At 73.7% G+C, this 26,421-nt stretch carries 25 protein-coding genes; 15 read left to right on the top strand and 10 right to left on the bottom strand.

Features of this window, described 5'->3' with window-relative positions; genetic code table 11:
- Positions 1-3 precede the first annotated feature (3 nt).
- Together ACZ7IF_RS07065 and ACZ7IF_RS07060 are read left to right on the top strand one after the other, a co-directional pair.
- A complete protein-coding gene (locus ACZ7IF_RS07065; RefSeq protein ID WP_470964329.1) occupies positions 4-771 on the top strand; it encodes a maleylpyruvate isomerase family mycothiol-dependent enzyme in 768 nt (255 codons plus the stop codon).
- A 90-nt stretch (positions 772-861) separates the two neighbouring features.
- The gene (locus ACZ7IF_RS07060) at positions 862-1,386 is read left to right on the top strand and encodes a DUF5133 domain-containing protein (protein ID WP_470964325.1); all 525 of its coding nucleotides are present in this window, start codon (positions 862-864) and stop codon (positions 1,384-1,386) included.
- Positions 1,387-1,453: 67 nt separating this feature from the next.
- Here ACZ7IF_RS07060 and ACZ7IF_RS07055 read toward each other — a convergent pair whose 3' ends face one another.
- Positions 1,454-2,662, bottom strand: coding sequence for a cytochrome P450 family protein (locus ACZ7IF_RS07055; RefSeq protein WP_470964322.1), 1,209 nt, complete (start codon positions 2,660-2,662; stop codon positions 1,454-1,456).
- 173 nt (positions 2,663-2,835) lie between these two features.
- On the opposite strand from ACZ7IF_RS07055, the gene ACZ7IF_RS07050 reads away from it, so the two are divergent.
- A complete protein-coding gene (locus tag ACZ7IF_RS07050; RefSeq protein ID WP_470964319.1) occupies positions 2,836-2,991 on the top strand; it encodes a DUF6131 family protein in 156 nt (51 codons plus the stop codon).
- A gap of 84 nt (positions 2,992-3,075) precedes the next feature.
- Here ACZ7IF_RS07050 and ACZ7IF_RS07045 read toward each other — a convergent pair whose 3' ends face one another.
- Positions 3,076-3,534, bottom strand: a complete 459-nt coding sequence (locus ACZ7IF_RS07045; RefSeq protein ID WP_470964316.1) for a MarR family winged helix-turn-helix transcriptional regulator — start codon at positions 3,532-3,534, stop codon at positions 3,076-3,078.
- A 129-nt stretch (positions 3,535-3,663) separates the two neighbouring features.
- Here ACZ7IF_RS07045 and ACZ7IF_RS07040 point away from each other — a divergent pair, with 129 nt between their 5' ends.
- Both ACZ7IF_RS07040 and ACZ7IF_RS07035 read left to right on the top strand, forming a co-directional pair.
- Positions 3,664-3,936 carry a hypothetical protein gene (locus ACZ7IF_RS07040; RefSeq protein WP_470964313.1) on the top strand — a complete coding sequence of 91 codons (273 nt, stop codon included), beginning with the start codon at positions 3,664-3,666 and terminating at the stop codon, positions 3,934-3,936.
- 56 nt (positions 3,937-3,992) lie between these two features.
- Positions 3,993-4,958, top strand: coding sequence for an aldo/keto reductase (locus tag ACZ7IF_RS07035; RefSeq protein ID WP_470964311.1), 966 nt, complete (start codon positions 3,993-3,995; stop codon positions 4,956-4,958).
- Here ACZ7IF_RS07035 and ACZ7IF_RS07030 read toward each other — a convergent pair whose 3' ends face one another.
- On the bottom strand, positions 4,959-5,912 hold the full coding sequence (locus tag ACZ7IF_RS07030) for an MASE1 domain-containing protein (RefSeq protein ID WP_470964308.1): 954 nt from the start codon (positions 5,910-5,912) through the stop codon (positions 4,959-4,961).
- Positions 5,913-5,966: 54 nt separating this feature from the next.
- Entirely contained in the window at positions 5,967-6,791 is an 825-nt protein-coding gene (locus tag ACZ7IF_RS07025; protein ID WP_470964305.1) for a PP2C family protein-serine/threonine phosphatase, read from the bottom strand.
- A 193-nt stretch (positions 6,792-6,984) separates the two neighbouring features.
- On the opposite strand from ACZ7IF_RS07025, the gene ACZ7IF_RS07020 reads away from it, so the two are divergent.
- Positions 6,985-7,725, top strand: coding sequence for a hypothetical protein (locus tag ACZ7IF_RS07020; protein ID WP_470964302.1), 741 nt, complete (start codon positions 6,985-6,987; stop codon positions 7,723-7,725).
- Between the two features lie 16 nt (positions 7,726-7,741).
- On the opposite strand, the gene ACZ7IF_RS07015 is transcribed toward ACZ7IF_RS07020, so the two are convergent.
- A complete protein-coding gene (locus ACZ7IF_RS07015) occupies positions 7,742-8,128 on the bottom strand; it encodes a barstar family protein (protein ID WP_470964299.1) in 387 nt (128 codons plus the stop codon).
- 197 nt (positions 8,129-8,325) lie between these two features.
- Between ACZ7IF_RS07015 and ACZ7IF_RS07010 the strand changes: the two genes are divergently transcribed.
- Positions 8,326-9,579 carry a serine hydrolase domain-containing protein gene (locus tag ACZ7IF_RS07010; RefSeq protein ID WP_470964296.1) on the top strand — a complete coding sequence of 418 codons (1,254 nt, stop codon included), beginning with the start codon at positions 8,326-8,328 and terminating at the stop codon, positions 9,577-9,579.
- A 125-nt stretch (positions 9,580-9,704) separates the two neighbouring features.
- Positions 9,705-10,379 (top strand): hypothetical protein, encoded by a 675-nt coding sequence (locus tag ACZ7IF_RS07005; RefSeq protein ID WP_470964294.1) that lies wholly within the window; start codon positions 9,705-9,707, stop codon positions 10,377-10,379.
- On the opposite strand, the gene ACZ7IF_RS07000 is transcribed toward ACZ7IF_RS07005, so the two are convergent.
- Both ACZ7IF_RS07000 and ACZ7IF_RS06995 read right to left on the bottom strand, forming a co-directional pair.
- Positions 10,361-10,885: a GNAT family N-acetyltransferase gene (locus tag ACZ7IF_RS07000; RefSeq protein WP_470964291.1), complete on the bottom strand. Its 525-nt coding sequence runs from the start codon at positions 10,883-10,885 to the stop codon at positions 10,361-10,363. The genes ACZ7IF_RS07005 and ACZ7IF_RS07000 overlap by 19 nt on opposite strands.
- Before the next feature lie 85 nt (positions 10,886-10,970).
- Entirely contained in the window at positions 10,971-11,888 is a 918-nt protein-coding gene (locus tag ACZ7IF_RS06995) for an MBL fold metallo-hydrolase (protein WP_470964288.1), read from the bottom strand.
- 101 nt (positions 11,889-11,989) lie between these two features.
- On the opposite strand from ACZ7IF_RS06995, the gene ACZ7IF_RS06990 reads away from it, so the two are divergent.
- The 4 genes from ACZ7IF_RS06990 to ACZ7IF_RS06975 all read left to right on the top strand — a co-directional run bounded on the left by ACZ7IF_RS06990 (position 11,990) and on the right by ACZ7IF_RS06975 (position 15,782).
- On the top strand, positions 11,990-12,928 hold the full coding sequence (locus ACZ7IF_RS06990) for an AraC family transcriptional regulator (RefSeq protein WP_470964285.1): 939 nt from the start codon (positions 11,990-11,992) through the stop codon (positions 12,926-12,928).
- Positions 12,929-13,019: 91 nt separating this feature from the next.
- Entirely contained in the window at positions 13,020-14,591 is a 1,572-nt protein-coding gene (locus ACZ7IF_RS06985; protein WP_470964282.1) for an alpha/beta hydrolase, read from the top strand.
- A gap of 105 nt (positions 14,592-14,696) precedes the next feature.
- Positions 14,697-14,867, top strand: a complete 171-nt coding sequence (locus tag ACZ7IF_RS06980) for a hypothetical protein (protein ID WP_007262051.1) — start codon at positions 14,697-14,699, stop codon at positions 14,865-14,867.
- A 132-nt stretch (positions 14,868-14,999) separates the two neighbouring features.
- Positions 15,000-15,782, top strand: a complete 783-nt coding sequence (locus ACZ7IF_RS06975; protein WP_470964279.1) for a 3-hydroxybutyrate dehydrogenase — start codon at positions 15,000-15,002, stop codon at positions 15,780-15,782.
- A gap of 89 nt (positions 15,783-15,871) precedes the next feature.
- Here the strand turns inward: ACZ7IF_RS06975 and ACZ7IF_RS06970 are convergent, their stop codons facing one another.
- Positions 15,872-16,273 carry a hypothetical protein gene (locus tag ACZ7IF_RS06970; RefSeq protein WP_470964276.1) on the bottom strand — a complete coding sequence of 134 codons (402 nt, stop codon included), beginning with the start codon at positions 16,271-16,273 and terminating at the stop codon, positions 15,872-15,874.
- Positions 16,260-19,496 carry a M36 family metallopeptidase gene (locus ACZ7IF_RS06965; protein WP_470964273.1) on the bottom strand — a complete coding sequence of 1,079 codons (3,237 nt, stop codon included), beginning with the start codon at positions 19,494-19,496 and terminating at the stop codon, positions 16,260-16,262. Before ACZ7IF_RS06965 ends, ACZ7IF_RS06970 begins: the two co-directional genes overlap by 14 nt.
- 311 nt (positions 19,497-19,807) lie before the next feature.
- Between ACZ7IF_RS06965 and ACZ7IF_RS06960 the strand changes: the two genes are divergently transcribed.
- Positions 19,808-21,298 carry a cellulose binding domain-containing protein gene (locus ACZ7IF_RS06960; RefSeq protein ID WP_470964270.1) on the top strand — a complete coding sequence of 497 codons (1,491 nt, stop codon included), beginning with the start codon at positions 19,808-19,810 and terminating at the stop codon, positions 21,296-21,298.
- Positions 21,299-21,379: 81 nt separating this feature from the next.
- Here ACZ7IF_RS06960 and ACZ7IF_RS06955 read toward each other — a convergent pair whose 3' ends face one another.
- Positions 21,380-21,793 carry a Fur family transcriptional regulator gene (locus tag ACZ7IF_RS06955; protein ID WP_470964267.1) on the bottom strand — a complete coding sequence of 138 codons (414 nt, stop codon included), beginning with the start codon at positions 21,791-21,793 and terminating at the stop codon, positions 21,380-21,382.
- 188 nt (positions 21,794-21,981) lie between these two features.
- Between ACZ7IF_RS06955 and katG the strand changes: the two genes are divergently transcribed.
- Positions 21,982-24,213 carry a catalase/peroxidase HPI gene (gene katG, locus ACZ7IF_RS06950; protein ID WP_470964264.1) on the top strand — a complete coding sequence of 744 codons (2,232 nt, stop codon included), beginning with the start codon at positions 21,982-21,984 and terminating at the stop codon, positions 24,211-24,213.
- Between the two features lie 310 nt (positions 24,214-24,523).
- Positions 24,524-26,323: a serine/threonine-protein kinase gene (locus tag ACZ7IF_RS06945; protein ID WP_470964261.1), complete on the top strand. Its 1,800-nt coding sequence runs from the start codon at positions 24,524-24,526 to the stop codon at positions 26,321-26,323.
- Positions 26,324-26,421: the final 98 nt, after the last annotated feature.

Here is a 26,421-nt window from a genome sequence, read left to right as displayed (position 1 = left end):
ACCATGCACACTGCCGACCGGATCGACCACGGGGCGGCGGTCGCGGCGGAGACCGCCCGCTTCGCGGCCCTGCTCGCGGACGCCGACCTGACGGTCCCCGTACCCACCTGCCCCGGCTGGACGCTGGCCGACCTGGTCCGGCACGCCGGCGGCGTGCACCGCTGGTTCTCGGTGCTGCTGCGGCAGCGGATCCAGCAGCCCCCGGCCGCCCGCGACGTGGACCTGCGACTGCCCGAGCGGCAGGACGGTTACGCCGAATGGCTGAGGGCCGGCGCCGCCGAGGCGGCCGAGGTGTTCGCCGGTACCGACCTGGACGCCCCGATGTGGGTGTGGGGCGCGGACGGGCACGCCCGGTTCTGGGTCCGCCGGATGCTGTTCGAGACGCTGGTGCACCGCGTCGACGCCGAGCGGGCGCTCGGGCTGGCCTCGGTCGTCGGCCTCGGGCTCGCGCGGGACGGCGTGGACGAATTCCTGGCCAACCTGCCCTTCGCCGCGCTGTTCGCGCCGAAGGTGGCGAACCTGCGCGGATCCGGCGAGGCCGTCCGGTTCCGCTGCACCGACACGGACGGGACCTGGCTGGTCCGGCTGCGGCCCGACGGTTTCGGCCTCGACGCGGACACGGTCCCGGCCCCCGCCGAGGCGGAGGTCCGGGCGGGGGCCGCGGACCTCCTGCTCCTGCTCTACGGCCGGCTGGACCGTACGGCGCCGGGCGTCGAGACCACCGGGGACGGGGAACTGCTCGACCGCTGGTTCGCCAACTCGGCGTTCTGACGGGCGGCGGCCGCGCGAAACGGGAAGTGCGGATCCCCGGCGGCTGTGTCAGCGTGGGGAAGGCACATGCCCCGCCGAAGGGATCCTCACGTGGCGTCTCCTGGTGACCCGCCGTCCGCCGCCGCCCTCGCGGCGCAGGCCCCTCCCCCCGCGGAACGGCCCCTCGGGCAGGCGCCGACCGAGCTGTGGGCGCTGGGTCTGGTGATGGCCGCGGCGCCGTGTTCGGCCCGCGAGGCGAAGCAGATCCTGCTGGCGGCGGCCGACCGGGCCCGGATCACCGCGGCGCAGGCCGCGGAGGCGATGGTGGCCGGGTCGCTGGGCCTGCCGGTGCCGGGGCGGGTGCAACGGGCCCTGCACAGGGCGGTGCAGGCGGCCCGCACCCCGCTGCCGCCGGGCGCCTTCCGGGGCGTCGGGATCCTGCCGAGCCGCCTGCGGACCGAGGAGGTCCTGTCACGTCTGCGCGGCTGCCAGGCCCGCCTCGCGGCCGCCCCCACGGACCCGGGCACGCTGCGGGCCATGGACGACGTGGCCTACACCCTGTGCGTCCTGATGGGCCGTCCCACCACCCACGAAGCCGTCCTGGCGGCCGAACGGCACCTCCGCGCCCCGGAGTAGGGCGCCCCGCCGGGTCCGGATCCGGTCCGCCGGGCACGCACCGGCCGGACCGGATCCGGAGCACCGGTCACCAGCGGACGGGGAGTTCCCGTACGCCTCGGATCAGCATGCCGGGCACCCAGGACAGCTTGGCCCCGTCGGCGTCGCTCCTGAGGTCCGGGAAGCGCTCCAGCAGGGAGCGGAGCGCGATGCGGCCCTCCATCCGGGCCAGCGGCGCGCCGAGGCAGTAGTGGAGCCCGTGGCCGAAGGCGATGTGGCCGCGCGCGTCACGGCGGATGTCGAAGCGGTCCGGGTCCTCGAAGCGCGCCGGGTCGCGGTCCGCGTCGGCCATGGCGATCAGGACGGCGGAGCCCTTGGGGATCACCACACCGCCCATCTCCACGTCCTCCAGGGCGAGTCGCTCGGTCGAGGTCTCCACCGGCCCGTCGTAGCGGAGCATCTCCTCGATGGCGCCCTCCAGCAGGCCGAGGTCCGCACGCAGGTCGGCGAGCTGCTCGGGGTGGGCGAACAGCGCGCGCATCCCGTTGCCGATCATGTTGACGGTGGTCTCGTGCCCGGCGATGAGCAGCAGGACGGACATGCCGATCAGCTCGGACGGCGAGAGCCGGTCGCCGCCCTCGTCGACGGCGTGGATCATCGCGCTGAGCAGGTCGTCGCCCGGTTCGGCACGCTTGGCGTCGATGAGCTCGGTCAAGTACCGGGTCATCCCCTCGTACGCGGCGGCCTCGGCCTCCGCGCTGGTACGGGCGACCGTCTCGTTGGACCAGCCACGGAAGGCCTCGCGGTCCAGCTCGGGCACGCCGAGCAGCTCGCAGATGACGGTCATCGGCAGCGGGAAGGCGAAGGCCTCCAGGAGGTCGGCCCGACGCCCCTCGTTCCCCTCCATGGCATCGAGCAGTTCGTCGGTGATCTGCTGGATGCGGGGGGCCAGCGCCTCGATCCGGCGCGGGGTGAACGCCTTGGCCACCAGGCGGCGCAGCCGGGTGTGGTCCGGCGGGTCGGCCATCAGCATGTGGGCGAGCGCGGGGTGGTCCTGTTCGACGTTGATGATCTGGCCGACGTCACCGGACCGGTGCCAGTCGCGGCTCAGCCGCGGGTCGGTGAAGGCCGCACGACAGGCGTCGTGGCCGACGACGAGCCACATGTGCTCGTCGTCGGGCGTCAGCACGTGGTGGACGGGCCCGCGCTCCCGCAGCGCCGCGTAGACCGGGTACGGGTCCCGTATGAAGTCCGGGCTGAGTTCCAGCAGATCGACGACGGCAGGCTGAAGTGCCATTCCATTCCCCCTGGGTCAAATGCGCCGCGGCGCCCCCGGCGCCGCGTGTTAACCCCAGAGTAGTCGCGGTGTCACCGCGGGCGGAGACCGGCCTCCCCGGCTCCGGTTCGACCGCCGACCGAGGCATTGCGGCGCCGTAAGTGGGAAGACGCCCAACGGAGATCGGAGAAGCCATGATCATTCTGGGTGTCATTCTGCTGATCGTCGGCTATGTCGCCGGCATCGCCATCCTGTGGACCCTCGGCATCATCCTGGTCCTCGTCGGGCTCGTCCTGTGGATCCTGGGATCCGTCGGGCACGCCATCGGGGGACGAAAGCATTACTGGTAGGGGTGCCGGGCCCGGCGCCGTCCGGCGCCGGACGGCCGTGCGGGCCGGAGGGTCCACCCCTCCGGCCCGTACGCCGACGCCCGGTCAGGCCCCGGCGCCGCGGTCCTCGGGCAGTCCCGTGCCGCCCATGCGCGTGAGCAGGGCGCTGAGGGTCTCGACCTCGGCCGGGGCCCATTCGGGTGCCGCGAAGACCTCGGCGGCGACCTGGCCGGCGGCCTTGAGGCACTCCGCCAGCCGTTCGCGGCCGGCGTCCGTCAGGGCCGCGTAGGCGACGCGGGCGTCGCGGGCGTCGGCCTCGCGCACCACCAGCCCGATCCGCTCCAGCGGGCCCAGCCCCCGGGTAACGCCGGAAGCCGTCAGCCCCAGCGCCCCGGCGAGGTCGACGCGCCGCATCCGGCCGCCTTCCGCCCGCCCGAGGTGGAGCAGGACCATGAAGTCGGCCAGGCTGACTCCGTACAGCGACCCCAGGCGGGAGTCGAACCGTCGCACCAGGGCCGTCTGGGCCTTCACCAGGCGCAGGGACACATCCAGCGCATCATTCATTGCTACCTCCTTGACTACTCAAGCATCTGCGAAAAAGCTTGAGCAGTCAAGGAGCTGTCGAGCATCTCACTCCGGGCCCGCAGCCGGTGGCGTATCGTCCTCCCGTTCCCGAAACCGGAGGCACCGACCATGGGGCTCGTAGGGCTGCTCCTGCTGAACGGCTTCGCCCTGGCCGCGTTCGCCTTCGGCCGCCTGGCCGTCCGGCTGGTGCGCCGCGCGCCCGTGTGGGCGTACGCCGCCGCCCCGCCGCTGGCGGTCGTCGCCGCCGGCTGGGCGCTGGGATGGCTGATGTGGCCCTCGTACGCGGCGGCCCCGGCGGTGCTGCTGTGGTGGCTGGGCGGGCTGACCGGCGCCGTCACCTGGTGGACCTGCCAGGCCCGCACCCACCGGCGCAGGCACTGAGCCGGGACCCCGGGGCCGCCGGACACCCGCCGGCCCCCGCTCCCTAGGCTGGGCCCGTGACGACGGACGCGGAGACGGTTACGGGCGGCGGGCGGCTGCTGTACGGGTGCATGGGGCTGGGCGGGAGCTGGGATCCCGGCCCTTACGGCCCCCGGGACGTCGACGCAGCCGAGGAGGCCGTACGCGCCGCCCTCGACATCGGGATCACCGTCTTCGACCACGCCGACATCTACCGGCACGGCAAGGCCGAGGCGGTCTTCGGCGAGGTGCTGGCCCGGACGCCCGGACTCCGGGAGCGCATCACCCTCCAGACCAAGTGCGGCATCCGCCTGCCCGGCCGGGACGGCGGCCCCGGCATGTACGACCTGCGCGGCCCGAGCATCGTCCGGCGGGTCGAGGAGAGCCTCGAACGGCTGCGGACCGAGGTCATCGACGTGCTCCTGCTGCACCGCCCCGACCCCCTCGCCGACCCCGACGCGATCGCGTCCGCCCTGATGTCCCTGCACGGCCGGGGACTGGTGCGCGCCTTCGGGGTCTCCAACACGGGCGCCGCCCAGATCGCCCGCCTCCAGGCGCGCCTGGACGTACCGCTGGTCGCCAACCAGCTGGAGATGAGCCTGCACAGCCGCGCCTGGGTGGAGTCCGGGGTACTGCTCAACACCCCCGAGGGCGCCGGACACGGCTTCCCCTCCGGGACGCTGGAGCACTGCCTCGACCACGGCATCCGGCTCCAGGCCTGGGGCGCGCTCGCCCAGGGCCGGTTCACGGGACGGCAGCGCACACCGGCCGAGCACGCCACCGCCGCCCTGCTCGAAGAACTGGCGCGGAAGAAGGGCACCACCCCGGAGTCGGTGCTGCTGTGGTGGCTGACGCGGCACCCGGCGGGCATCGCGCCGGTGATCGGCACGGCGCGCCCCGACCGGATCCGCGCCTGCCGCGACGCGGCACTCGGCCCGCCGGACCTCACGCACGAGGAGTGGTACGGGCTGTGGACCACCGCTCGGGGCGTACCGCTGCCCTGATCACTCGTCCCTCCGGCCGGGGGCGAGGTGGGCCACCACCTCGGCCAGGTCCTCGCACACCTCCTCGATCTTCAGACGGACGTTGTTCTGCTCGGTGACCATGGCCGACAGCAGCAGCCCCGTGAGGGCCGCCGCCCCGTTGAGCGCCTGGAGGTTGACCATGACCTCCAGCAGGCTGTGGCGGGCGAAGGGCCCGGCCTGGTCGATCGCCGCTCCCACGGCCACCACGGACACCAGCAGGGCGCAGGGTGCGCTGCCGGCCAGCTGGAAGCGCACGGCGGCCCAGATGAGCAGCGGGAAGACCAGGAAGAGCAGCGACAGGCTGCTGTGGGTGGCCACCGCCGTCACCACTCCCGCCGCCGCCATCAGCGCGAGCGCCTCGGCCACCCGGTAGGGGTCCCGGGGCGGCCGGGCCCCGCGCAGGACCAGCAGCAGCGGAGTCACCAGCAGCACCCCCATGGTGTCCCCCGCCCACCAGGCCGACCACACGCCCCAGAACTTCGCCGACGGCAGGTCTCCCGTGAGCAGCAGCGTCCCGGCGCCGCCGGTGGCGCTGATCAGCATCGGCAGCAGACCGCCCGCGAAGACCAGCGCGAGCCCGTCCCGCAGCCGGTCGAGCTCGGGCCGGAAGCCGACGCGGCGCAGCAGGGCGTACGCGCACAGCGGGGCCAGGGTGTTCCCCACGACGATGAGGAGGTCGACGGGGCGGAACGCGCTGATCCCCTCGATGGCGAGGTACGTGCCGAGGGCGATGCCCGGCCAGACCCGCGGTCCGAACCAGAGCAGGGCCGCGAGGGCGATGCCGGTGGGCGGCCACAGGGGTGTGACGACCGATCCCTCGACGACCACCTGCCGCAGCAGGCCGAGGCGGCCGCTCAGGTAGTAGGCGGCGGCGACCCCGAGGATCCGCAGGAGCGCCTCGGACGGACCTCGCCATTGCACGGTGCGCACCACAGCATCAGACAACAGCCCGGCCGCCGGGGCGGGGCGTGACACGCCCGGCGGGGTTCAGGGGCCCGCCGCGTCGTGGCTGAGGACGAGCACCGCGGCGTCGTCGGCGTGGCCGGTGGAGTCGGCCACCTTCATCACCTCGGCCGCCAGTTCGTCGGGGTCGCCGCCCGCCGCCTCCCTGACGATCCGCAGCACCCGCTCCAGGCCCACCTCTATCGGGAACGCCGGGCCCTCGACGACACCGTCGGTCAGCAGGACGATCGAGCCCGCCTCCGTCAGCCGGCGCCGGGTGACCGAGTACCGTGCCCCGGGGACCGTGCCCAGGGGCGGACCGCCCGCGTCCTCGGCGACGCCGTACCGGCCGGCGGCGGTGGCCCAGACGGTCGGCACGTGGCCGGCCCGGGCGCTGGCGAGGTCGCCGGTGCGCGGGTCGTAGCGGAGCAGGGTGCACGTGGCGAACAGCTCGCTGTCGAGGGAGAGCAGTACGTCGTTGGCCCGGCCGAGCACCTCGCCGGGGTCGGTGACGACGGCCCCCACGGCGCGCAGGCAGACCCTGACCTGCCCCATGAAGGCGGCGGCGGCCACGTCGTGCCCCTGCACGTCGCCGATGGAGAAGGCGAGGGCGTCCCCTGCCACCCGGAACCCGTCGTACCAGTCGCCGCCGATCTCCAGGCCGTGCTGGGCGGGCGCGTAACGGGCCGCCGTGCGCAGCCCCGGCAGGACGGGCAGGGAGGAGGGCAGCATCTCGCGCTGGAGGGCCTCGGCCAGCTCCACCCGGGCGTGCTGGAACCGCGCCCCTTCCCGTGCCTGGGCGCTGAGCCGGCCCAGCATGCTCAGCAGGTCGGCGCTGTCGGGCCGGTGCGGCTGGCGCCGGGGGGTCACGGACCCCTCCGGGGTATGTCCATGGTCTCCCTGCTCCCGCCGGGCGAAGATGCAGGCCAATCATATTTCGGCGCGGGGAGTTCCGCCCGCAGGGACGGGGAGTCCTGGGGCGGCCCGTTCTCGCTGGTCAGGGGCAGTGGGACGATGAGGGGAGCGGACCGGTACCCGGCCCTGACACCTGAGGAGGTGTGCCATGCGTGGACGAACCCTGTGCGTGGCCCTCACCGGATTCCTCGCCGTCCCGCTCTACGGCCCGGCCGCTGCGCGGGCCGAGGCCCTCCCGGCGGACGACCACAACATCACGTGCCCGAAGAGCTCCTACTACGAGTACAAGGACTGTGCCGATGCCAGCTTCTTCCTGAGGCCGGGGTACGGCATTTCCGTGCACACCACGCGGGGTGGGGAGGACCTCGTGAGCGCCACCTTCGCGCTCTTCGAGGCGGACCCCCCGCACCACCTCCTGGTCGAGCGTGAGTACGTCGAGGCCACGCCCTGGAAGCACCTGTGGACGAACAGGGGGGACCAGGTCGAGTTCGTCGACGTGAAGGCCATGCCGAGCTTCGCCGCGGACCACGACAAGACGATCAGCGCCGTTGTCCGTGTCGTTCCCGTGGACGGCAAGCCGCCCGGCTCCGCCAAGCCCTCGGACCTGAAGCTGCGGCAGCCCGTCAAGACGGTGAAGCAGAACGGCCGTGTGGTGGTGCCCGTCCGGGACCTCGCCTCCGGCACCGGTGATCTGAGGATCGGCAAGCTGGGCACGCCCAAGCACGGCCTGGTGTCCGCCGAGAAGGGACGCAAGGAGCTGGTCTACAAGCCGTTCAAGAACTTCAAGGGCGTGGAGAAGCTCCAGTACAGCGTGAACCTGTACAACCCGCAGGACCGCGGAAAGTGGGTCACGGCCACCGGGGTCATCACCTTCAACGTGGTGAGGTGACCCCGCCGGACACCCCCTAGCGGAGCACGAGGGCGCCGGGGGCCCGGCCCTCGAAGACGTCCACCAGCCAGTCGAAGACCGTCGGGCCGCGGCCGTCCCGTGCCGCGGCCAGCTCCTGGGCGACCCGCTCCCGGTTCGTGGGGTGGCAGCGGAGCAGCCGGTCCTCCAGGACGCGGGCGGTCTCCGCGTGTCCCAGGGCCTGCCGGGACCGCCCGTGTTCGTGCCACTCCACCGTGAAGGAACCGTCCTCCGGTGTGCCGAAGCCGCCGCGCAGGCAGTCGTTGAGGGCGTCGAGGTTCTTCCCGAAGTAGCCGCCGGGGCCGTTGACGGCCTCCCCCATCACCCGCCAGAAGTCGTCCAGGGTGAGGATCCGTTTGCCGTCCAGCACGTAGGTCGTCGCCACCCGTCGATCCTACGGGGCGTCAACACGCCCTGCCCTCCCGCACAGTGACGTCACCTCGGCGGGAACCGTGATGACCGGCTTTGCGTGATCTTGCGTAAGCTCTTGATCGACTCGGACCGGCGGCCCGCCCCTCTCACCGTTCGGCAGGCGGCCCGTCCTGGTCCCGGGAACCGCACCGACCGAGTAAGAGGAACAACGTGCCCCTGCCCTTGAACCGCCGCCTGGCCGTCAGCGCCGCACTGCTGGCCACGGTCGCCGCCGTGGTGCCCGCCACCGCCGCCCAGGCCGCGCCGGCCGCCTTCCCGCAGGCCGCCGGGACGGCCGCCGCGGCCACCCTGCCGGAGCCCGATCTGGAGGCCGTGGCCCAGGCGTTGCGCAACACGGCCGCCGCCGGGGCCCCCGGCGCGCTGGCCCGCATCGGCGACGGGAAGAACACCCTGGTCGAGAAGGTGGGGGTGCGCGACAAGGGCACGGGCCAGGCCATGGACCCCCAGGCCCGCTTCCGGATCGGCAGTGTCACCAAGACGTTCTCGACGGTCGTGCTGCTCCAGCTCGTGGACGAGAAGAAGATCGAGCTGGACCAGCCGGTCAACCGCTACCTGCCCGGGCTGCTGCCCGACGACCGGATCACCGTGCGGCACCTGCTGAACCACCGCAGCGGGCTGGCGGACTACACGAACGCCATGTTCGACAAGACCGTTCCCGGCTTCGAGGCCGTACGGAACAAGGTGTTCGGCTACGACGAGCTGGTGAAGCTCTCCCTGGCCGAGCCGCGTACGACGGAGCCGGGTGTCGCGTACAAGTACTCGAACACCAACTTCGTGGTCGTCGGCATGCTCATCGAGAAGGCCACGGGCCGGCCGGTGGCCAAGGAGTACGAGCGCCGCATCATCAAGCCGCTGAAGCTGCGCAACACCTCGTACGTGCACCCCGACGCGCGGATCAAGGGACTGCACACGCACGGCTACCTCACCCCGGACGAGGCCGGCGCCCCGCTGGTCGACTCCACCGAGCAGACGGTGTCGTGGGCCCAGTCGGCCGGCGCGGTGATCTCCAACCCGGCGGACCTCGGCACCTTCATGTCCGCGCTGGTGAGCGGGAAGCTGGTGGCGCCCGCCCAGCTGGACCAGATGCTGACGATGACGCCCACCGACGCGACCAACACCCGCTTCTACGGGCTGGGCCTGCGCCGCTACGACCTGTCCTGCGGTACGTCGGTCTACGGGCACACGGGGACCGTGCAGGGCTTCTACACCTACGCCTTCGCCACCCGCGACGGCTCCCGCACCCTCACGGCCATGGCGAACACCTCGAACCAGGGCGCGGCGAACACCGCCCTGGGCGGCACCCTCGAAGGTGCCTTCTGCGGCAAGAAGCCGGTGAAGGCGAGCGCCCGCGGCTTCGCGGCGGCCCCGGCCGACGTGGACCTGCCGGAGCGCAACGCCCGATGAGGGCGGGCCGCCGCGGGCTCCGGCCCGCGGCGGCCGTCCGGCACCGGCCCGCTAGGGGGTGTCCGGCACCGGCTCGCTAGGCTCGGGCCGCGAACGACCGTCACGTCCAGGGGGTTTCCACCGATATGACCATCCACCGCCCCGGCCTGCCCGGGGACCTGCCGCCCGCCGAGGTGCTGTGGTCGCACTGGGCCCTGATCGCGGTGCTGGAGGCCACCACCGAGGCGGAGGGCCGCGGCGTCCACCGCACCGGGCACTGGATCGACGAGCAGGGGCTCCACCTCGACGACTGCGGCTGCACCTGGTGGACCTTCGCCCCGATGGGAGCGGGCCGGTACGCGCTCTACGGCGAGGACGAGTCGAGCGCCGTCAAATGGCACGAGCCGGCCGTGGACATGCTGGCGGGCGCCCCGGACTGGCTTCCGCACGAGGCCCTGCGCGACCTGGTCGGCAGCTGGGAGCTCGGCTGCGTCTACTGGTCCGAGGGCGGCTCCTGGGCCCGGGCTTCCTACCCGGAGGATCTGGACGACGACGGCCTGGACTGCGGGATGAGCCGTTTCACGGAGCGCCCAAAGCTCCTGGGCCTGCTCGACGGGGTCTGGGACGGCTGCCGCTGCGCCCCGGCCGCCGACCGCATGGAGACCGCGGCGGGGATGCTGGACGCCGCGGTGCGCCGCGAGCTCGCTCCCGGGGCGCTGGAGGAACTGACCGCCGGCTGTTCCTGCGGCCGCTGGGACCTGCCCGCCATGCTGCGCGCGCTGGACCTCTCCGGGCTCTCCCGTCAGAGCGTGATCCAGTAGCGGCGCTTGGGGCCGACCAGGGTCTCCCGTACGTCTTCCAGGACGCCGCCGCCCCGCTCGATGGTGCGGGCGGAGGCCTCGTTGCCGGGGTCGCAGGTGAGCAGGACCCGGTCCATGCCGAGCAGCCGCGCCTCGTGCAGGGCCTCGCCCAGGGCCCAGGTGGCCAGGCCGCGCCCGCGTGCCGAGGGGCGGACGCTGTAGCCGATGTGGCCGCCCGCGTCGAGCAGGAAGGCGTTCAGGTAGTGGCGCAGGTCGATGGCGCCGAGGTAGGTGTCGCCCTCGGTGATCCACCAGTGGGTGGCGTGGACCCGGCCCTGCTCGACGGGTGCCGTGCGGTCGGCCTGGCGGCGCAGCCTGTCGGTCCAGTCGGCGAAGCCCTGCGGGGTCGTGATGTCGTCGGCGGAGCCGAGCCCGGCGCCGTCCATGTGGGCGTCGGGTCCCCATTCCTCCTGCGCGGAGAGCCAGGAGGAATGCAGGCGGGGAGTGGGGGCGACCAGTTCGGGCATGCTCCGGACCGTAACAGTCGGATGATCCGACCCCGCAATCCGGCTCCGCCCGGCCGGGAGGCCCCGGCCGCGGGGCCCGGGCCCGTCAGCGGACCGGAGCGGATCCCGCCCACCGGCTGATGCCGAAGCCCTCTCCCTCCCGGCGGACCTCGACGGCGCCCCCTCCGCCGAAGTGGGCGGGCACCACCAGCTCCCGCAGCTCCGCGGCCCGGCCGAGGACCTGCCGGCGCGTGGCCGCGGCCTGCCGGGGGTCCGCGCAGAAGCAGCTGTTGCAGGAGGGGGCGAGGATCTGGACCGGGCTGTGGACGAGGTCGCCGACGAAGACGGCCCGGTCGGTGCCGGAGGCCAGCCGCAGCACCGACGAGCCGGGGGTGTGGCCCGGGGCGGCCTCCAGGGTGAGGTGCTCGTCGATGCGGTGGGAACCCTCCCAGAGCACGGCCCGTCCGGCCCGGTGCACGGGCGCGACGCTGTCCTCGTAGATCAGCCGGTCGTCCTCCCGCGCCCCCTTGGCGTACCCGCCGCGCGGGCCGAAGTGGTGGTCGTCGGCGGCCGGGATGAGGTAGCGGGCGTTGGGGAAGGCGGGTATCCACTCCCCGGCGGCATCGACGGTGTTCCAGCCGACGTGGTCGGCGTGCAGGTGCGTGTTGACGACGTAGTCGACGTCCCGCGGGTCGACGCCGGCCCGGGCCATGGCTCCGAGGAAGTCTCCCTCCCGCCGGTGGAACAGCGGGGCGCCGGGGCGCTCGCGCCCGTTGCCCACGCCGGTGTCGACCACGACGGTGGTGCCGCCGCTGCGCAGCACCCAGGTCTGCAGGGCCATCACCGCCCGGCCGTCCTCCGCCCGCATGTGGTCGGGGGCCAGCCAGTGCTCGTTGTCCTTCCACATCCGCTCCCCCGCCTGGGGGACCAGGTCCGTCACGGGGCCGAAGGGCCCCTGCCACTCGATCACCCGGATGACCTCGACGTCGCCGAGCACCATGCTGTTCCCGTTCGCGTTCTCCATGATCATCACTGTACGAAGACCCCGGTGAGCGGCTCAATGCTCCGGACGCTCTTCGGAATACGCGAGCGGCTCACCCCGAGCCCCCCGGATAGGCTGGCGCGGTGGATGTGGTGAGCGACGCGATCTCGGCCGTACGGGTCGGCAGGCCCTCGTCCGACCGGATGCGGGTGGACGGCAGCTGGTGCGCGCGGTTCGCCCCGTACGACGGCGCCGGCTTCCACGTCGTCCTGGAGGGCGCCTGCTGGCTGCTGCCCGACGGCGGCCCGCCCGTGTCGCTGGGCGCGGGTGACGCGGTGCTGCTTCCGCACGGTACGGGCCACGTGATCGCCGACGCCCCCGCCGACGCGCGGGCCGTGGCGCGGGCGGTGCCGTTCGAGTCGGTCAGGGCGGCGTGGCAGCGGTCCGGGCCGCGGGGCGGCGGCGCCGGCACGGTGGAGATGCTGTGCGGCAAGTACCGGCTCGACCGCAGCCGGGCGCATCCGCTGATGGCGGAGCTGCCGCCGGTGGTCCACCTGCCGAACCGGGTGGGCAGCCACCCCGAGCTGCGCTCCGCGATCGATCTGCTGGGCCGCGAGCTGGGCGGGCAGCGGCCGGGGGCCGGTGTCGCGGTGCCCAGCCTGCTCGACCTGCTCCTCGTCTACATGATCCGCTCCTGGCTGACGGCGGAGGGCACTGCGGGCAGCTGGCCGGCCGTGCTGGGGGACCCGGTGGCGGCCGCCGCGCTGCGGGCGCTGCACGCCGACCCGGCCGCCCCGTGGACCAACGAGCGGCTGGCAGCCGAGGCGGGCGTGTCCCGCCCCACGCTGGCGCGGCGGTTCACGGCCCTGGTGGGGCGGCCTCCGATGGCGTACCTCACCTGGTGGCGGCTGAACCTCGCCGCCGCCCTCCTGCGCAGCACCGAGGATCCGCTGGCCGCGGTGGCGCGCCGGGTCGGCTACGGCACGCCGTACGCCCTGTCGCACGCCTTCAGCCGCGAGTTCGGTACGACTCCGGGCCGGTACCGGGCCCGCGAGGCGGGCGGCGCGGCGCCCGCCGGATAGCGGGCGGCCCCCGGGGAGGACCGGCCGGAATCCACCCCTACACTTTGTCCTTCGTTTACCCATGCCCTCCGAACCGCGCAGGAGCCCACGCATGCCCCACCTCATACGCCGCCCCGTCCGGGCAGCGGTCCTGGCCGCCGCCTCCTTGCTGGCGGTCCCCGCCCTGGCGGCCTGCGGCAGCGACGCGAAGGCTCCGGCGCAGGCGAAGCCCTCGGGGTCGGCCACCGCCACGGCGCCCGCCCCGCTGCCCGCGCTGCCCGCCGCCCTGACCGGGCAGAAGCCCCAGTGGCGGAGCTGCCCGGCGCCGTCGGCGGCCCAGGGCGGCGGCAAGGCCCCGGGCGCGGCCTGGGAGTGCGCAAGCATGAAGGCACCGCTCGACTACGCCAAGCCGGCCGGCGAGACGATCGACGTGGCCCTGATCCGCAAGAAGGCCACCGACGCCGGCAAGCGCCTCGGCTCCCTGGTCTACAACTTCGGCGGCCCCGGGGCCTCCGGCGTCCAGACGCTCCCGCAGGCGGCGGACGAGTACAAGAAGCTCGGCGCGGTCTACGACCTGGTCAGCTTCGACCCGCGCGGCGTGGGCAACAGCGCCCCGGTCCTCTGCCTGGACGACAAGACGCTCGACGAGGACCCCGGCTCCGGCAACACCCTCGACGACATCAAGAAGTTCACCGACGCCTGCAAGCAGAAGTCCGCGAGGCTGCTCCCCCACGTCGGGACGGCCGACACGGCCCGCGACATGGACCTGATGCGCCAGGTCCTCGGCGACCAGAAGCTGAACTACTTCGGCATCTCGTACGGCACCCAGCTGGGCGGCGTCTACGCCCACCTGTTCCCGAAGAACGTCGGCCGCACCGTGTTCGACGCCGTCGTCGACCCCACCGCCGACGAGGCCCAGGTCAGCCTCGGCCAGGCCAAGGGCTTCCAGCTGGCGCTGGAGCACGCCATGAAGTACTGCCGTGACAAGTACACCGCCAACTGTCCGACCGGCCCGAGCGACACCGAGGGCAACAAGCGGATCGTCGAGCTGCTGGAGAAGCTGAAGGCGAAGCCCGCCGCCACGGACAGCGGCCGCAAGCTGACCTCCGACCTCGCGCTCACCGGCATCGCCGCCAGCCTCTACGACAAGGAGGCCTGGGAGTACCTCGTCCAGGGGCTCGGCGAGCTGCGCCAGCTCGGCACGGGCAACCTCCTGCTGCTGCTCGCGGACTCCTACAGCGGGCGCGGCGAGGACGGGCGCTACAGCAACTCGAACGCGGCCCAGGCGGCGGTCAACTGCGTCGACACCAGCCGCCGGTACACCGTCGAGGAGAAGACGGCGCAGGAGCCCGCCTTCCGCGCGGCCTCCCCGGTGTTCGGGCCGGAGATGGTGGAGGGGCTGCTCGGCTGCTCGCAGTGGCCGGTCCGCGGTACCAGCGACAAGCCGCAGGTCTCCGCCGAGGGCGCGGCCCCGATCGTGGTGATCGGCAACACGGGCGACCCGGCCACCCCCGTCGAGGGTGCGAAGCGCATGGCGGACTCGCTCGGGCGGGGCGTCGGCGTCAACCTCACCGTGAAGGGTGAGGGGCACGGCTCCTACGGGAAGAACTCCTGCGCCACCAAGGCCGTCGACGCGTTCCTCGTCGACGGCACCGCTCCGGCGGACGGGACCCAGTGCTCGTGAGCGCCCATCTCCGCCCGTACCGACCTCTGTTCGGCTGCCGCCAGGCCGCCGCCTACACTTGTGCCGCCCGGCCCGCGGTGCCGGCTTCAGGGGAGTGAATCCTAAGTGAGCAGCACCAGCAGTGATGCGCCGATCTACGCCCAGCTCGTACGCGAGCGCGGCGACGTACCCGGTCAGGTCCGACGGGAGGCGGAGGAGATCCTGCGCCACCTGGCACAGGTGATGGCCTGGCGTCCTTCGTCGGCCGGCCTGCCGAACTGGCGCCCCCACCAGTAGGAGGTGCGGCCCGGGGTGCGCGAACCGCGCCCCGGGCCGGCCCGTAGTGGTGCCCGCCGCCACGGCGCGGCCACCGAGTGTGGCGGCGGCGCACATCGGCACGGGGTGGCGCACGTCCCTAACCTTCGGGGCATGACCAGCGAGATCAGCACCTCATCCGGTGGAACGGCGTCCGTCCTGGCGGGACGCGTGGCCCTGGTGACCGGCGGCGGCAGCGGCATCGGGCGGGCCTGCGCGGTGGCGCTCGCCGGCGCGGGGGCCTTCGTACACGTCGTGGACGTGGACGCGCGGGCCGCCGGGGCGGTGGCGGAGCTCGTCGGCGGGCGGGCCCACACCGCCGACCTCGCCGACCCGGACGCGATCGGCCGGCTGCCCGCCGAGGCCGACGTCCTCGTCAACAACGCCGGGCTGCAGCACGTGGCGGCCATCGAGGACTTCCCGCCCGAGCGGTTCGAACTGATCCAGAGGGTCATGGTCACCGCCCCGTTCCTGCTGCTGCGGCGGACCCTGCCGTACATGTACGGGCGCGGCTGGGGGCGGGTGGTCAACATCTCCAGCGTCCACGGGCTGCGGGCGAGCGCCTTCAAATCCGGGTACGTGACCGCCAAGCACGCGCTGGAGGGGCTCAGCAAGGTCACCGCCCTGGAGGGCGCCCCGCACGGGGTGACGAGCAACTGCGTGAGCCCCGGCTACGTGCGCACCCCGCTGGTGGAGCGGCAGATCGCCGCCCAGGCCGAGGCGCACGGCATCCCCGCCTCCCGGGTGGTCGCCGAGGTGCTGCTGCGGGGTTCCGCGATCAAGCGGCTGATCGAGCCCGAGGAGGTGGCGGCGGTCGCCCTGTGGCTCTGCGGCCCGCACACGGGCCATGTCACCGGCACCTCGGTGCCGATGGACGGGGGCTGGACCGCCGCCTGACGGGCCGGCTTCACCACCGGCGGGTGAGACGGGACGCGGCACGGCGCAGGATCCGCCGTGCCGCGTTCCGCGCGTGCCCGTCCGCTCCCTCAGGCGACCACGAGGGTCAGGGCGGCGGGCGGCCGGTCCGGCCGGGGCACGGAGATCCGGCTGGTGCCCGGGCGCACGGCCCGGATCTCCCAGTCCCGGTGGCCGGAGCGCGCCAGGTTCTCGACCGGGATCAGCAGCACGGATCCGCCGCTGAGGACCGGCTGCCGCTCTTCCCGCCCGGGCAGCCGCAGCAGGGCCGTCTCGCCGACGGCGAGCCGTCCGGTGAACCCGTCGTCCGCCGGGCCGAGCACCCGGCCGCGGGCCGGAGCGGGTGAGTCGGGGGTGGCGCCCGTGCCCGTCACGGGAGTTCCCGTCCGCGCGGCCTCCGGCCCGCCGCTCCCGCACCCGGTGAAGAGTGCGAGGGCGGCGAGGCAGGCCAGGCGGCGGTCAACCGCCGTCACGGACGTTGAACCGCTGCAGGGTGTCCACCTGCTTCTGCAGCTGGAGCCGGGTGGCCGCCGGGTTGTTGTAGACGGCCTCGGCCGCGGCGACGGCCGCCCCGAAGGCCGAGTCCGGAAGCCAGTCGCCGTCGGTGTCCACCCGGGTGGTCAGGTCGTACGACCCGTTGGCGAAGTTCAGCCAGGCCGCCAGCAGTTGCTGGGACAGCAGCTTCCTGGGCTCGGGCGAGCCGTTGGCGAGGACCGCGTACGCCTTGGTGCGGGTCAGCGGGCCGTGGACCGTGCTCATGAACGAGGCCACGTCCAGCAGGCACTGCTGCTGGGCCGGGGTGAAGTCGTCGGGTGCCCGGCCGTCGTACTGCTTCATCCAGTACGCCTGGTTGTGGGCCTGCCCGGTGTTGCCGGTGGTGATGACCGCGGCGGTGTCGGAGGCGCTGCCGCCGTCGTCGTCCCGGCTGGTGAGGGTGAGGGTGGACAGGCACGCGGCCGCGTACGCGTGCGACTTCTTCGCCGTCAGGGCGCGCGGCTGGACCGAGGGGCTCGGGTCCGGGTCGGTGGCCGGGGGGTTCACCAGGGAGACCGGGTCGTCCGAGGAGCCGTCTCCCCAGTTCCAGGTCAGGGTCAGGTCGTCGCTGCCGGGGTCGGCCGAGGAGCCGGTGACCTCGACCGGGACGCCGGCGTGGGCGACGTAGGCCTTCTGGCCGTTGTACGTGGTCTGGCCGTCGGGGGCGATGACGGCGGTCGGGGCGGTGTTGCCGATCACCACGTCGGTGACGGCGCAGCTGCGGGTGTCGTCGTCGATGCCGCACACCTCGATGCCGAAGGTGCCGTCGTCCCCGTACGTGTGCGGGGGCGTGAGGGTCAGCGTCGCGTCGGGGCGGGTGTTCTCCAGCGTGCCGTCCAGGGGCTGGGGACCGTTGCCGTCACCCCAGTCGACGGTGGCGGTGAGCGGGTCGAGCCGGCCCGGGTCGGTGATCTTCCCGGTCAGGGTGATCCGGGCGTTCTCGGCGGCCGGGGGGACGGCCTGGAGGACGACCGACGGTTCGACGTTCCTGACGGTGACCGTCGTGGAGCCGGTGCCGGTGTTGCCCGCGCCGTCGGTGACCTTCAGGCCGACGGTGAAGACCCCGTCGCGGCCGACCCGGCTGAAGGGGACGCTCACTCCGGTGGCGTCGTCGTACTTCCCGTCGCTGTCGAGGTCCCACGCGTACGCCGTCGGGGCGCCGGCCGACGGGGCGGTCCCCCTCGCCGAGGCGGAGGCGTCGAGCGTGACGTCGGTGCCCTCGTCCGTGGTGTACGGTCCGCCGGCGTCGGCGGTGGGCAGGCAGGCGGCCGGGACGGCGCTGTTCGCGGTGACGGTCCTCTGGTCGGTGCTGGAGGCGGCGTTCGCCCCCATGCCGCGGCCCGCGAAGACCCGCCACAGCAGGCACTGGTCGGCGCCGCCGGTGTTGGTCATGTCGGCGGCCATGATGCCGTCGCGGGCGTCGAGGTAGCTCGGCCGGTGGACGGTGTTCTTCATGCCGTCGATGACGATCTGCTGGGTGTAGGCGATGCCCTTGGCCTCGCGGATGTCGTAGACGGTGGCGGCCCAGACCTCGCCGTTGCGGTGCACGCCGCGCGCCGGGTTGAAGCTGCCCCAGCCCTCGGTTGAGGTGTCGTAGGCCTGCGAGCGGATGCCGGTGCGGGTGTTGCCGGTGACGTACTCGCCGACGATCGCGTCGCCCCACTTGAGGAAGGAGATCGTGTCGCTCCAGCCCTCGCCGAGCGCTCCGGTCTGCGGGCCGCCGCCGAGGTTGCCGCCGCCGACCAGGCGGTTGGAGACGCCGTGGCCGTATTCGTGGGCGATGACGTCGCCGTCGAGCGAGCCGTCGCGCCACGGGTAGCCGGGCTGCCACACGAACATCTGCATGCGCGGGCTCGCGCCGTCCGGGGGCGTGCCGAAGTTGGCGTTGTTCAGGCAGCGGATCCGGTTCGGCGGTGTGGCGTCGTCCTCGCAGCCGAAGTCCCAGCCGTCCTGTGCCTCGGCGAGCACCGCGTCGCCCTGCGCGCCGCCGCGGCCGAAGTTGGAGGCCTGGAAGTTGCGGGAGGCCTCGTCGAAGCCCAGGCCGTAGAGGTAGTCGTGCATCACGTTGCTGTAGTAGAAGAGCTGCGTGATGACGGGGTCGACGTCGGCGTCGAGGTTGGCCTGGGTGGCGGCGGCGTTGGTGCGCCAGACGTCGCCGAACGCGTAGTCGAAGTGCTGGTGGGCCGGGTCGCCGCCGGGCGGCGACTGCGGCCGCCGGGCGTCGTTTCCGGTGTCGGGGACGGCGTTGTCCCCGTCCTCGTCCCGGTAGGCGTTGACGTTGTTGCCCTGGGTCAGCCGGCCGGCCACCCAGGAGCCGTCCTGCCCCGTGAAAGCGGTGACCGTACGGGCGGCGCCCGCGACGTCCGGGTGCTGCGCGGTGAACACCCGGCCCTCGGCGTCGTGGTGGTAACGGCTCTCCCGGCTGAGGATGTCGCCGTCCTCGGCGTCCACCAGCGTCTGGTACCAGGAGGTGCCGGAGGCCTCGATGTCGGTGAGCCAGGCCGGGTGCAGCTCGCGGCCGGACCCGCTCGGGTACCAGACCAGTTCGGCGGTGACGTCGTTGGGCTTCTTCAGCTTCTGGGCGTAGAGGTTCGCGAACTTCTGCCTGCCCTTGTCCCTGTTGTCGGAGCCCTTCAGCTCGCGCCGGACGCGTACGCCCTGGGCGTCGGCCGCCGCGTCCAGGGCGTCCTGCGCGGTCAGTTCGACGCTGCCGGCCGGTTCACCGGTCGCCGCGGCCCCGCCGATGATCACCAGGCGGCCGCGCTTGTCGACGGTCGCGGTGAGCAGGCCTCCGTGGACGCGCATGCCGTCGATGCTCTGGCCGATGGTCACCTGGCGCGCGCCGTTGTGCCTCGTCGGGTAGGAGGAGGAGATGACGAGCTGCTCGACCTGTCCCTCCGACAGGCCGAAGAGCTCGCGGTGTTCGCGTACGTAGCCGAGTGCCACCTCCTCGGGCGGCGTGGCGGCGGGTTCGGTGAGGTATCCGCCCGACGTGAAGACCATCCGGGCGTGCCCCGTGGCCGGGTCGCGGCGCACGGTGGGATCCGCGGGTCCCTCGGCGCCGGGCCGCGCGGCGGCGGCCATCGCCGGGACCAGGGTGAGGAGTATGGCCGTCGTGGTCGCCCCGGTCAGCAGCCTGTTGCGCAAACGCCTGCTGGTCATGGCCTGGGCCTCCCGAGAGCCAACGCGTCCCCCGGGTCCCCAACCGGGACCCGCGAGTTGACCAGTGGAGTAGCGCACCCGGGAAGCCCAGGTCAAAGAGGCTCTCCGGGGGGGTACGCGGCTTCGCGTGCCGAAGGGCGCGCCGGTACTCCGGCCGGGTGACGGTCCCTTTCCTGAGGCCGTCCTTTCCGCCGCCTTAAGCGGAACCTAAGGTTCGCCGATGACGCCCCGAAGCGAACGAATGTCCGTTTCCGGGCGGCTAGCGTGCTGCCCCGTACCCAACTCCCCGGTCATACGAAGGCAGGCACTCCATGGGCAGCAGCACGGGCGGGCACCGGCGCAGGGCGAGCGGCAGGGCGAAGGCCGCGGGGGCGGTCGTGGTGGCGGCGGTGCTGGGCGGCGCGGCCTTCGCGTTCACCGGCACGGCCCAGGCCACGTCCGTCGGCGCCGTGTACACCAAGTCCAGCTCCTGGAGCGGTGGTTACACCGCCCAGTACGTGATCACCAACGGCACCGGCCGGGAACTGGCCGGCTGGACGCTCCAGTTCGACCTGCCGGCGGGGGTGCGGGTCGGCTCGCTGTGGAACGGGACCCACACGGTGGACGGGCAGCGCGTCACGGTGAAGCCCGCCGCCTGGAACGGGGTGCTGGCGCCGGGCGCGTCCGTCACCGTCGGGTTCGTGGGGAGCGGCACGGGCGCGGGGACGCCGGGCGACCCCACCCGCTGCCTGATCAACGCCGTGAAGTGCTCGGTGGACCAGGGTGCCACGCCGCTGCCGAGCGGCCGGCCGACGACCGCGCCGACCGCGGCGCCCACCACCGCCCCGACGGCCACCGCGACCGCCACCGCGACTGCGGTGGTCCCGCCCTCCCCCACGCCGACGGCCGCGCCGACCGGCGCCCCCTCCGGCGGCGCGCGGTTCGCTCCGTACGTGGACACCTCGCTGTACCCCGCGTACGACCTCCTCGACACCGCGGCCAGGACCGGCGTCAAGGAGTTCCACCTCGCCTTCGTCACCGCCGGCGGCGGCTGCTCGCCCCTGTGGGGCGGGGTCACACAGCTCGCGGACGACAAGGTCGCGGCCCAGATCGGTGGGCTGCGCAAGGGGGGCGGCGACGTGCGGGTGTCGTTCGGCGGCGCCGCCGGGCGCGAGCTGGCCCTGAACTGCGCCACCGTCGACGAACTGGCCGCCGCGTACGGGAAGGTGGTCGACGCGTACCGGCTCACCAAGGTCGACTTCGACATCGAGGGCGCCGCCCTGCCGGACACCGCCGCCAACACCCGCCGCGCACAGGCGATAGCCCGGCTGCAGAAGTCCCACCCGGGCCTCGACGTGGCGTTCACCCTGCCGGTGATGCCGGAGGGGCTGACCCAGCCGGGCGTGGCCCTGCTGGCGGACGCCGCGAAGAACGGCGTACGGATCGGCGCCGTGAACATCATGGCGATGGACTACGGGCCGGCGTACTCCGGGGACATGGGCCAGTACGCGGTCCAGGCGGCGACGGCGACGCAGGCCCAGCTCAAGGGCGTGCTCGGGCTCTCGGACGCGGCGGCCTGGAAGGCGGTGGCGGTCACCCCGATGATCGGGGTCAACGACGTGGCGAGCGAGGTCTTCGGCGTGGCGGACGCGACGGAGCTCGTGCGCTTCGCCCAGGCGAAGGGGATCGGGCGGCTGGCGATGTGGTCGTCGGCGCGCGACCGCCAGTGCGCGGCGGGCGCCCTGGGCCACGCCGACGCCACCTGCAGCTCCGTCCTCCAGGAGCCGCTGGCCTTCACGAAGGCGTTCGCCGCCTACCGCTGAAAGCCCGCCGGAGGCCCGCCGGAGGCCCGGTGGAGGCCCGGTGGAGGTCCGGTGGATCTCCGGGCCGGGCCGGGCGGGGCGTCAGCCGGCGCAGGACGGGCACAGCCCCCGGTAGGTGATCTCGGCCCCGGACACCGAGAAGCCGAAGCGCTCGCCCGCCGGGAGGTCCGCCAGCGGGTTCCCGGCGGGGCGGACGTCACGGATGAGGCCGCAGCCGGAGCAGACGAGGTGGTGGTGCGGGTGGTGCGCGTTGGGGTCGTAGCGCTTCGCCCGCCCGTCGGTGGAGACCTCCGCCACCTCCCCGAGCGCGACCAGCTCGCCCAGGGCGTTGTATACGGTGGCCCGGGAGATCTCGGGCAGCCGGTCCACGGCCCGGGCGTGCACCTCGTCGGCGGTGAGGTGCACGTGGTCGCCGTCCAGGACCTCCGCGACGACGCGCCTCTGGGACGTCATCCGCCAGCCGCGCCTGCGCAGCCGTTCCAGCAGGTCGCTCATGTCGGCTCACCCTCTCAGGTTCGACGGGCCGCCCGGGGCCCCGAAGGCCCTCCTGGAACCAATGGGATCCGGGCTTGGTCTGCTTCTTGACTTGGACTGAGTCAATCGTAGGATCTGACGCGTTGATAGCCAAGGGTTGAGAAGACCGTTCCTGAACAGCGTGATCCGCCTGGTCCGGAAGGATTTGCATGTCTGAGAACCATGACGCAGTCGTCGCCGACGCCGAAGCGCGGGGTGCGGGCGGCTGCCCGGTCGCGCACGAGCGCGCCCCCCATCCCACCCAGGGCGGCGGAAACCGCCAGTGGTGGCCCGAGCGCCTCAATCTGAAGATCCTCGCCAAGAACCCCGCCGTGGCCAACCCGCTCGGCGAGGGGTTCGACTACGCCGAGGCGTTCAAGACCCTCGACCTGCCGGCCGTGAAGCGGGACATCGAGGAGACCCTGACCACCTCGCAGGACTGGTGGCCGGCCGACTTCGGCCACTACGGCCCGTTCATGATCCGGATGGCCTGGCACAGCGCCGGCACCTACCGGATCAGCGACGGCCGCGGCGGCGCCGGCGCCGGCCAGCAGCGCTTCGCCCCGCTCAACAGCTGGCCGGACAACGCCAACCTCGACAAGGCCCGCCGGCTGCTGTGGCCCGTGAAGAAGAAGTACGGGCAGAGCCTGTCCTGGGCCGACCTCCTCATCCTCGCGGGCAACGTCGCCCTCGAGTCGATGGGCTTCGAGACCTTCGGCTTCGCCGGCGGCCGCGCCGACGTGTGGGAGCCCGACGAGGACGTCTACTGGGGCCCGGAGACCACCTGGCTGGACGACCAGCGCTACACCGGCGACCGCGAGCTCGAAGGCCCGCTCGGCGCCGTCCAGATGGGCCTGATCTACGTCAACCCCGAGGGCCCGAACGGGAACCCGGACCCGCTCGCCGCGGCCCGCGACATCCGCGAGACGTTCCGCCGGATGGCGATGAACGACGAGGAGACGGTCGCGCTGATAGCCGGCGGCCACACCTTCGGCAAGACGCACGGCGCCGGCCCCGCCGACCACGTGGGCGCCGACCCCGAGGCCGCCCCCCTGGAGGCCCAGGGCTTCGGCTGGCAGAGCACGTACGGCTCCGGCAAGGGCGCCGACACCATCACCAGCGGCCTCGAAGTCACCTGGACCACGACGCCGACCCGGTGGAGCAACAACTTCTTCGAGAACCTCTTCGGCTACGAGTACGAGCTGACCACCAGCCCGGCCGGCGCACAGCAGTGGGTCGCCAAGGACGGCGCGGGCGCCGGCACCATCCCCGACGCCCACGACCCGTCCAAGAGCCACGCGCCGACGATGCTGACGACGGACCTGTCGCTGCGCTTCGACCCGGCCTACGAGCAGATCTCGCGCCGGTTCCTGGAGAACCCCGGCCAGTTCGCGGACGCCTTCGCCCGCGCCTGGTTCAAGCTGACCCACCGCGACCTGGGTCCCGTCGTGCGCTACCTCGGCCCCGAGGTCCCGTCCGAGACCCTGCTGTGGCAGGACCCGCTGCCGGCCCTCGACCACGAGGTGATCGACGCCGCGGACATCGCCGCCCTCAAGGAGCGGATCCTCGGCTCGGACCTGACGGTGTCCCAGCTGGTCTCCGTGGCCTGGGCGGCGGCCTCGTCCTTCCGCGGCAGCGACAAGCGCGGCGGCGCCAACGGCGCCCGCGTCCGCCTCCAGCCGCAGGCCGGCTGGGAGGTCAACGAGCCCGACCAGCTCGCCGCGGTGCTGCGGGTCCTGGAGGGCGTCCAGGAGTCCTTCAACTCCGCCCAGACCGGCGGCAAGCGGGTCTCCCTCGCCGACCTGGTCGTCCTCGCCGGCACCGCCGCCGTCGAGCAGGCCGCCAAGGACGCGGGCCACGAGGTCGAGGTGTCCTTCACCCCGGGCCGCGTGGACGCCTCCCAGGAGCAGACCGACGTCGAGTCCTTCGCGGCGCTGGAGCCCGCCGCCGACGGCTTCCGCAACTACCTCGGCAAGGGCAACCGCCTGCCGGCCGAGTACCTGCTGGTCGACCGGGCGAACCTGCTGAACCTGTCCGCCCCCGAACTGACCGTCCTCGTCGGCGGCCTGCGCGTCCTGGGCGCGAACCACCAGCAGTCCAAGCTGGGCGTGTTCACCGACGCCCCCGGCACGCTGACCAACGACTTCTTCGTCAACCTGCTCGACCTGGGCACGACGTGGAAGCCCGCCTCCGCGGACCAGAACACCTTCGAGGGCCGCGACGCCGCGACGGGCGCCCTCAAGTGGACCGGCACCCGGGCCGACCTCGTCTTCGGCTCGAACTCCGAGCTGCGGGCGGTGGCCGAGGTGTACGCGAGCGACGACGCCGCGCGCAAGTTCGTGGAGGACTTCGCCGCCGCGTGGAGCAAGGTCATGGACCTGGACCGGTTCGACCTGGCCTGAGCGGCCACAGCGGTCTGATCACGACGCCCGGGCCGGCCGGCCCGGGCGTCGTGCTGCCCGCGGCGGCCACCGGGCCGCCGTGCGGTCGCCGGGGCCGGAGGTGAGCCGCCGCAGCCCGGGGACGGCACGGGCCGCCTCGACGGGGCCGCCGGACCGCGCCCGCGGGCCTCGGCCAGGTCGACGGGCTCCGGAAGCGGGAAGTCCGGGTGGTCGCGCCCAAGGGGCTTGGAATCGTCGGGGATCGCTACTGAAGTATCGGGCCCCGTCCGGTAGGTTTCTAGAAACTCATTCCAATTCTGACGGGGCTGACGTGTTAGAGCTGAGGGGAAGCGGGGCCGAGCCGCTGGAGGCGGACGACCCGCGGCTGATCGGGCGCGCCGCACTGGCGGGCCGGCTGGGCGCCGGCGGGATGGGGCGGGTGTACCTGGGGGTCCTGGACGGGCGGTACGTCGCCGTCAAGCAGCTCCTCGCCTCGGTCGTCGGCGAGGACGAGGACTTCCGGCGCCGCTTCGGGCACGAGCTCGACAACCTCGCCCGGCTCCCGGAGAAGGCCACCGCCCCGCTGCTCGACAGCGACCGCACCGCGAACCCCCCGTGGTTCGCCACGGCCTACATACCCGGGCTCACCCTGCGCGAGGCCCTCGCCCTGCACGGCGGGCCGCTGCCCGCGCGGGCGCTGTGGCTGCTGCTGCGGGAGGCCGCGCAGGGTCTGGCGGCGGTGCACGCGCTGGACATGGTGCACCGGGACCTGAAGCCGTCCAACGTCATGCTGACCCCCGACGGCCTCACCCTCATCGACTTCGGGGTCGCCCGGGCCGCCGAGCAGAGCCAGCTGACCCGGACCGGGATGGTCGTGGGCACCCCCGCGTACATGGCCCCCGAACAGGCCTCGGGGGCCAAGGCGTTGAGCGGCGCCACCGATGTGTTCGCGCTGGGTTCGGTGCTGGCGTACGCGGCCTGCGGCCGGCCGCCGTTCGGCGAGGAGTCCGGCCACGGGGTGCTCTACCGCATCGTCCACGAGGATCCCGGCCTGGAGCCGTTGCGGGAGCTCGACGCCGGCCTCGCGGAGGTCGTCGCCGCCTGCCTCGCCAAGGACCCCGAGGACCGGCCGACCGCCGCCGAGCTGCTCGAAAGGGCCTCGGGACACGGGCCGTTCGAGGCACCGCTGTGGCCCGGGGCGGTCGCCGACCGGCTGGCCGAGCGGGCCGCGTTCGCGGCGGACGTGCAGGAGCTCGACGTACCGACGCTCCCGCTGGGCGGCGGGAAGCCCGCCCCGGAGGCGCAGACGCCGGCCGGTGCACCGGCCGTGCGGCCCGAGCGGCGCCGCCGGACCCGGGTCCTGCTCGCCGTGCTCCCGGTCGTCGTGGTCGCCGGCGGTACCACCATCGCCGTCCAGTACCTCCCGCACGTGACCGCGCCGTCCCAGGCGGGAGCGCAGCCCTCCGGGTCCTCCCCGGCTCCCGGCGCGGCCCAGGCCCCGGGCCCGGCCCCGTCGTCCGTCCCGTCCGGCCCGCAGCCGTCCGCGCCGGGCGGCAGCCCGTCCGGACCGGCCTCGGCGTCGCCGGGGCAGCAGCCCCCGGGCCAGGGGCCGGGAGCGCAGCCGGCCCCGCCCGCCGCGAACACCGGCACGGGCCCGGGCACGGTCCCCGGCACGGGTACGGCTCCCACGGCCGGCCCCCCGAACGGCCCGGGCGGCTCCACCGGCACGCCCGGTGGCGGGGGCACCCCGCCGAAGCCCACCCCGCCCCCGGCCTCCGGCACCCACCGCTACGGCAACGGCGACAACGGCCAGTGCATCACCCAGGTGTTCGGCGCCGCCGACTACGGGAGCTGCTCGGACCCCACGGCCCGCTGGACGGTGCAGAGCCTGGGCGACGGCGGCTTCAAGCTGGTCAACCGGCAGTCAGGCGGCTGCCTGTACGGCAACATGCTCGGCCAGGCCGTCTTCGTGGGCGACTGCGACCAGGACCTCGCCCGGACCTGGCGCACGGGCTCGGGCGGCACCCTGCGCAACGACTGGAACGGCGGCTGCCTCGACCTGGGCATGAGCAGCGGCCTGGTCACCAGCTCCTGCAACGGCAACGCCTCACAGCGCTGGTCCCCCCAGTAGCCTCAGCCGGAGACCCGGCGCGGGGGGGGGGGGGGGGGGGGGGGGGGGGGGGGGGGGGGGGGGGGGGGGGGGGGGGGGGGGGGGGGGGGAGAGAAGGG

The sequence above is a fragment of the Streptomyces sp. NPDC037421 genome (genome assembly GCF_055602105.1).
The sequence above is the reverse complement of the archived record's forward strand: the minus strand, read 5'-3'. Positions and strand labels throughout refer to the sequence as shown.

Bases quoted from the DNA above. Each gene is read 5' to 3' on its own strand.
- ACZ7IF_RS06965 (WP_470964273.1), bottom strand. From the start codon at position 19,496: ATGACCAGCAGGCGTTTGCGCAACAGGCTGCTGACCGGGGCGACCACG.
- ACZ7IF_RS07065 (WP_470964329.1), top strand. From the start codon at position 4: ATGCACACTGCCGACCGGATCGACCACGGGGCGGCGGTCGCGGCGGAG.
- ACZ7IF_RS07005 (WP_470964294.1), top strand. From the start codon at position 9,705: ATGACCATCCACCGCCCCGGCCTGCCCGGGGACCTGCCGCCCGCCGAG.
- ACZ7IF_RS07000 (WP_470964291.1), bottom strand. From the start codon at position 10,885: ATGCCCGAACTGGTCGCCCCCACTCCCCGCCTGCATTCCTCCTGGCTC.
- ACZ7IF_RS06975 (WP_470964279.1), top strand. From the start codon at position 15,000: ATGACCAGCGAGATCAGCACCTCATCCGGTGGAACGGCGTCCGTCCTG.
- ACZ7IF_RS06955 (WP_470964267.1), bottom strand. From the start codon at position 21,793: ATGAGCGACCTGCTGGAACGGCTGCGCAGGCGCGGCTGGCGGATGACG.
- ACZ7IF_RS06995 (WP_470964288.1), bottom strand. From the start codon at position 11,888: ATGGAGAACGCGAACGGGAACAGCATGGTGCTCGGCGACGTCGAGGTC.
- ACZ7IF_RS07050 (WP_470964319.1), top strand. From the start codon at position 2,836: ATGATCATTCTGGGTGTCATTCTGCTGATCGTCGGCTATGTCGCCGGC.
- ACZ7IF_RS07055 (WP_470964322.1), bottom strand. From the start codon at position 2,662: ATGGCACTTCAGCCTGCCGTCGTCGATCTGCTGGAACTCAGCCCGGAC.
- katG (WP_470964264.1), top strand. From the start codon at position 21,982: ATGTCTGAGAACCATGACGCAGTCGTCGCCGACGCCGAAGCGCGGGGT.
- ACZ7IF_RS07045 (WP_470964316.1), bottom strand. From the start codon at position 3,534: ATGAATGATGCGCTGGATGTGTCCCTGCGCCTGGTGAAGGCCCAGACG.
- ACZ7IF_RS07020 (WP_470964302.1), top strand. From the start codon at position 6,985: ATGCGTGGACGAACCCTGTGCGTGGCCCTCACCGGATTCCTCGCCGTC.
- ACZ7IF_RS06960 (WP_470964270.1), top strand. From the start codon at position 19,808: ATGGGCAGCAGCACGGGCGGGCACCGGCGCAGGGCGAGCGGCAGGGCG.
- ACZ7IF_RS06985 (WP_470964282.1), top strand. From the start codon at position 13,020: ATGCCCCACCTCATACGCCGCCCCGTCCGGGCAGCGGTCCTGGCCGCC.
- ACZ7IF_RS07040 (WP_470964313.1), top strand. From the start codon at position 3,664: ATGGGGCTCGTAGGGCTGCTCCTGCTGAACGGCTTCGCCCTGGCCGCG.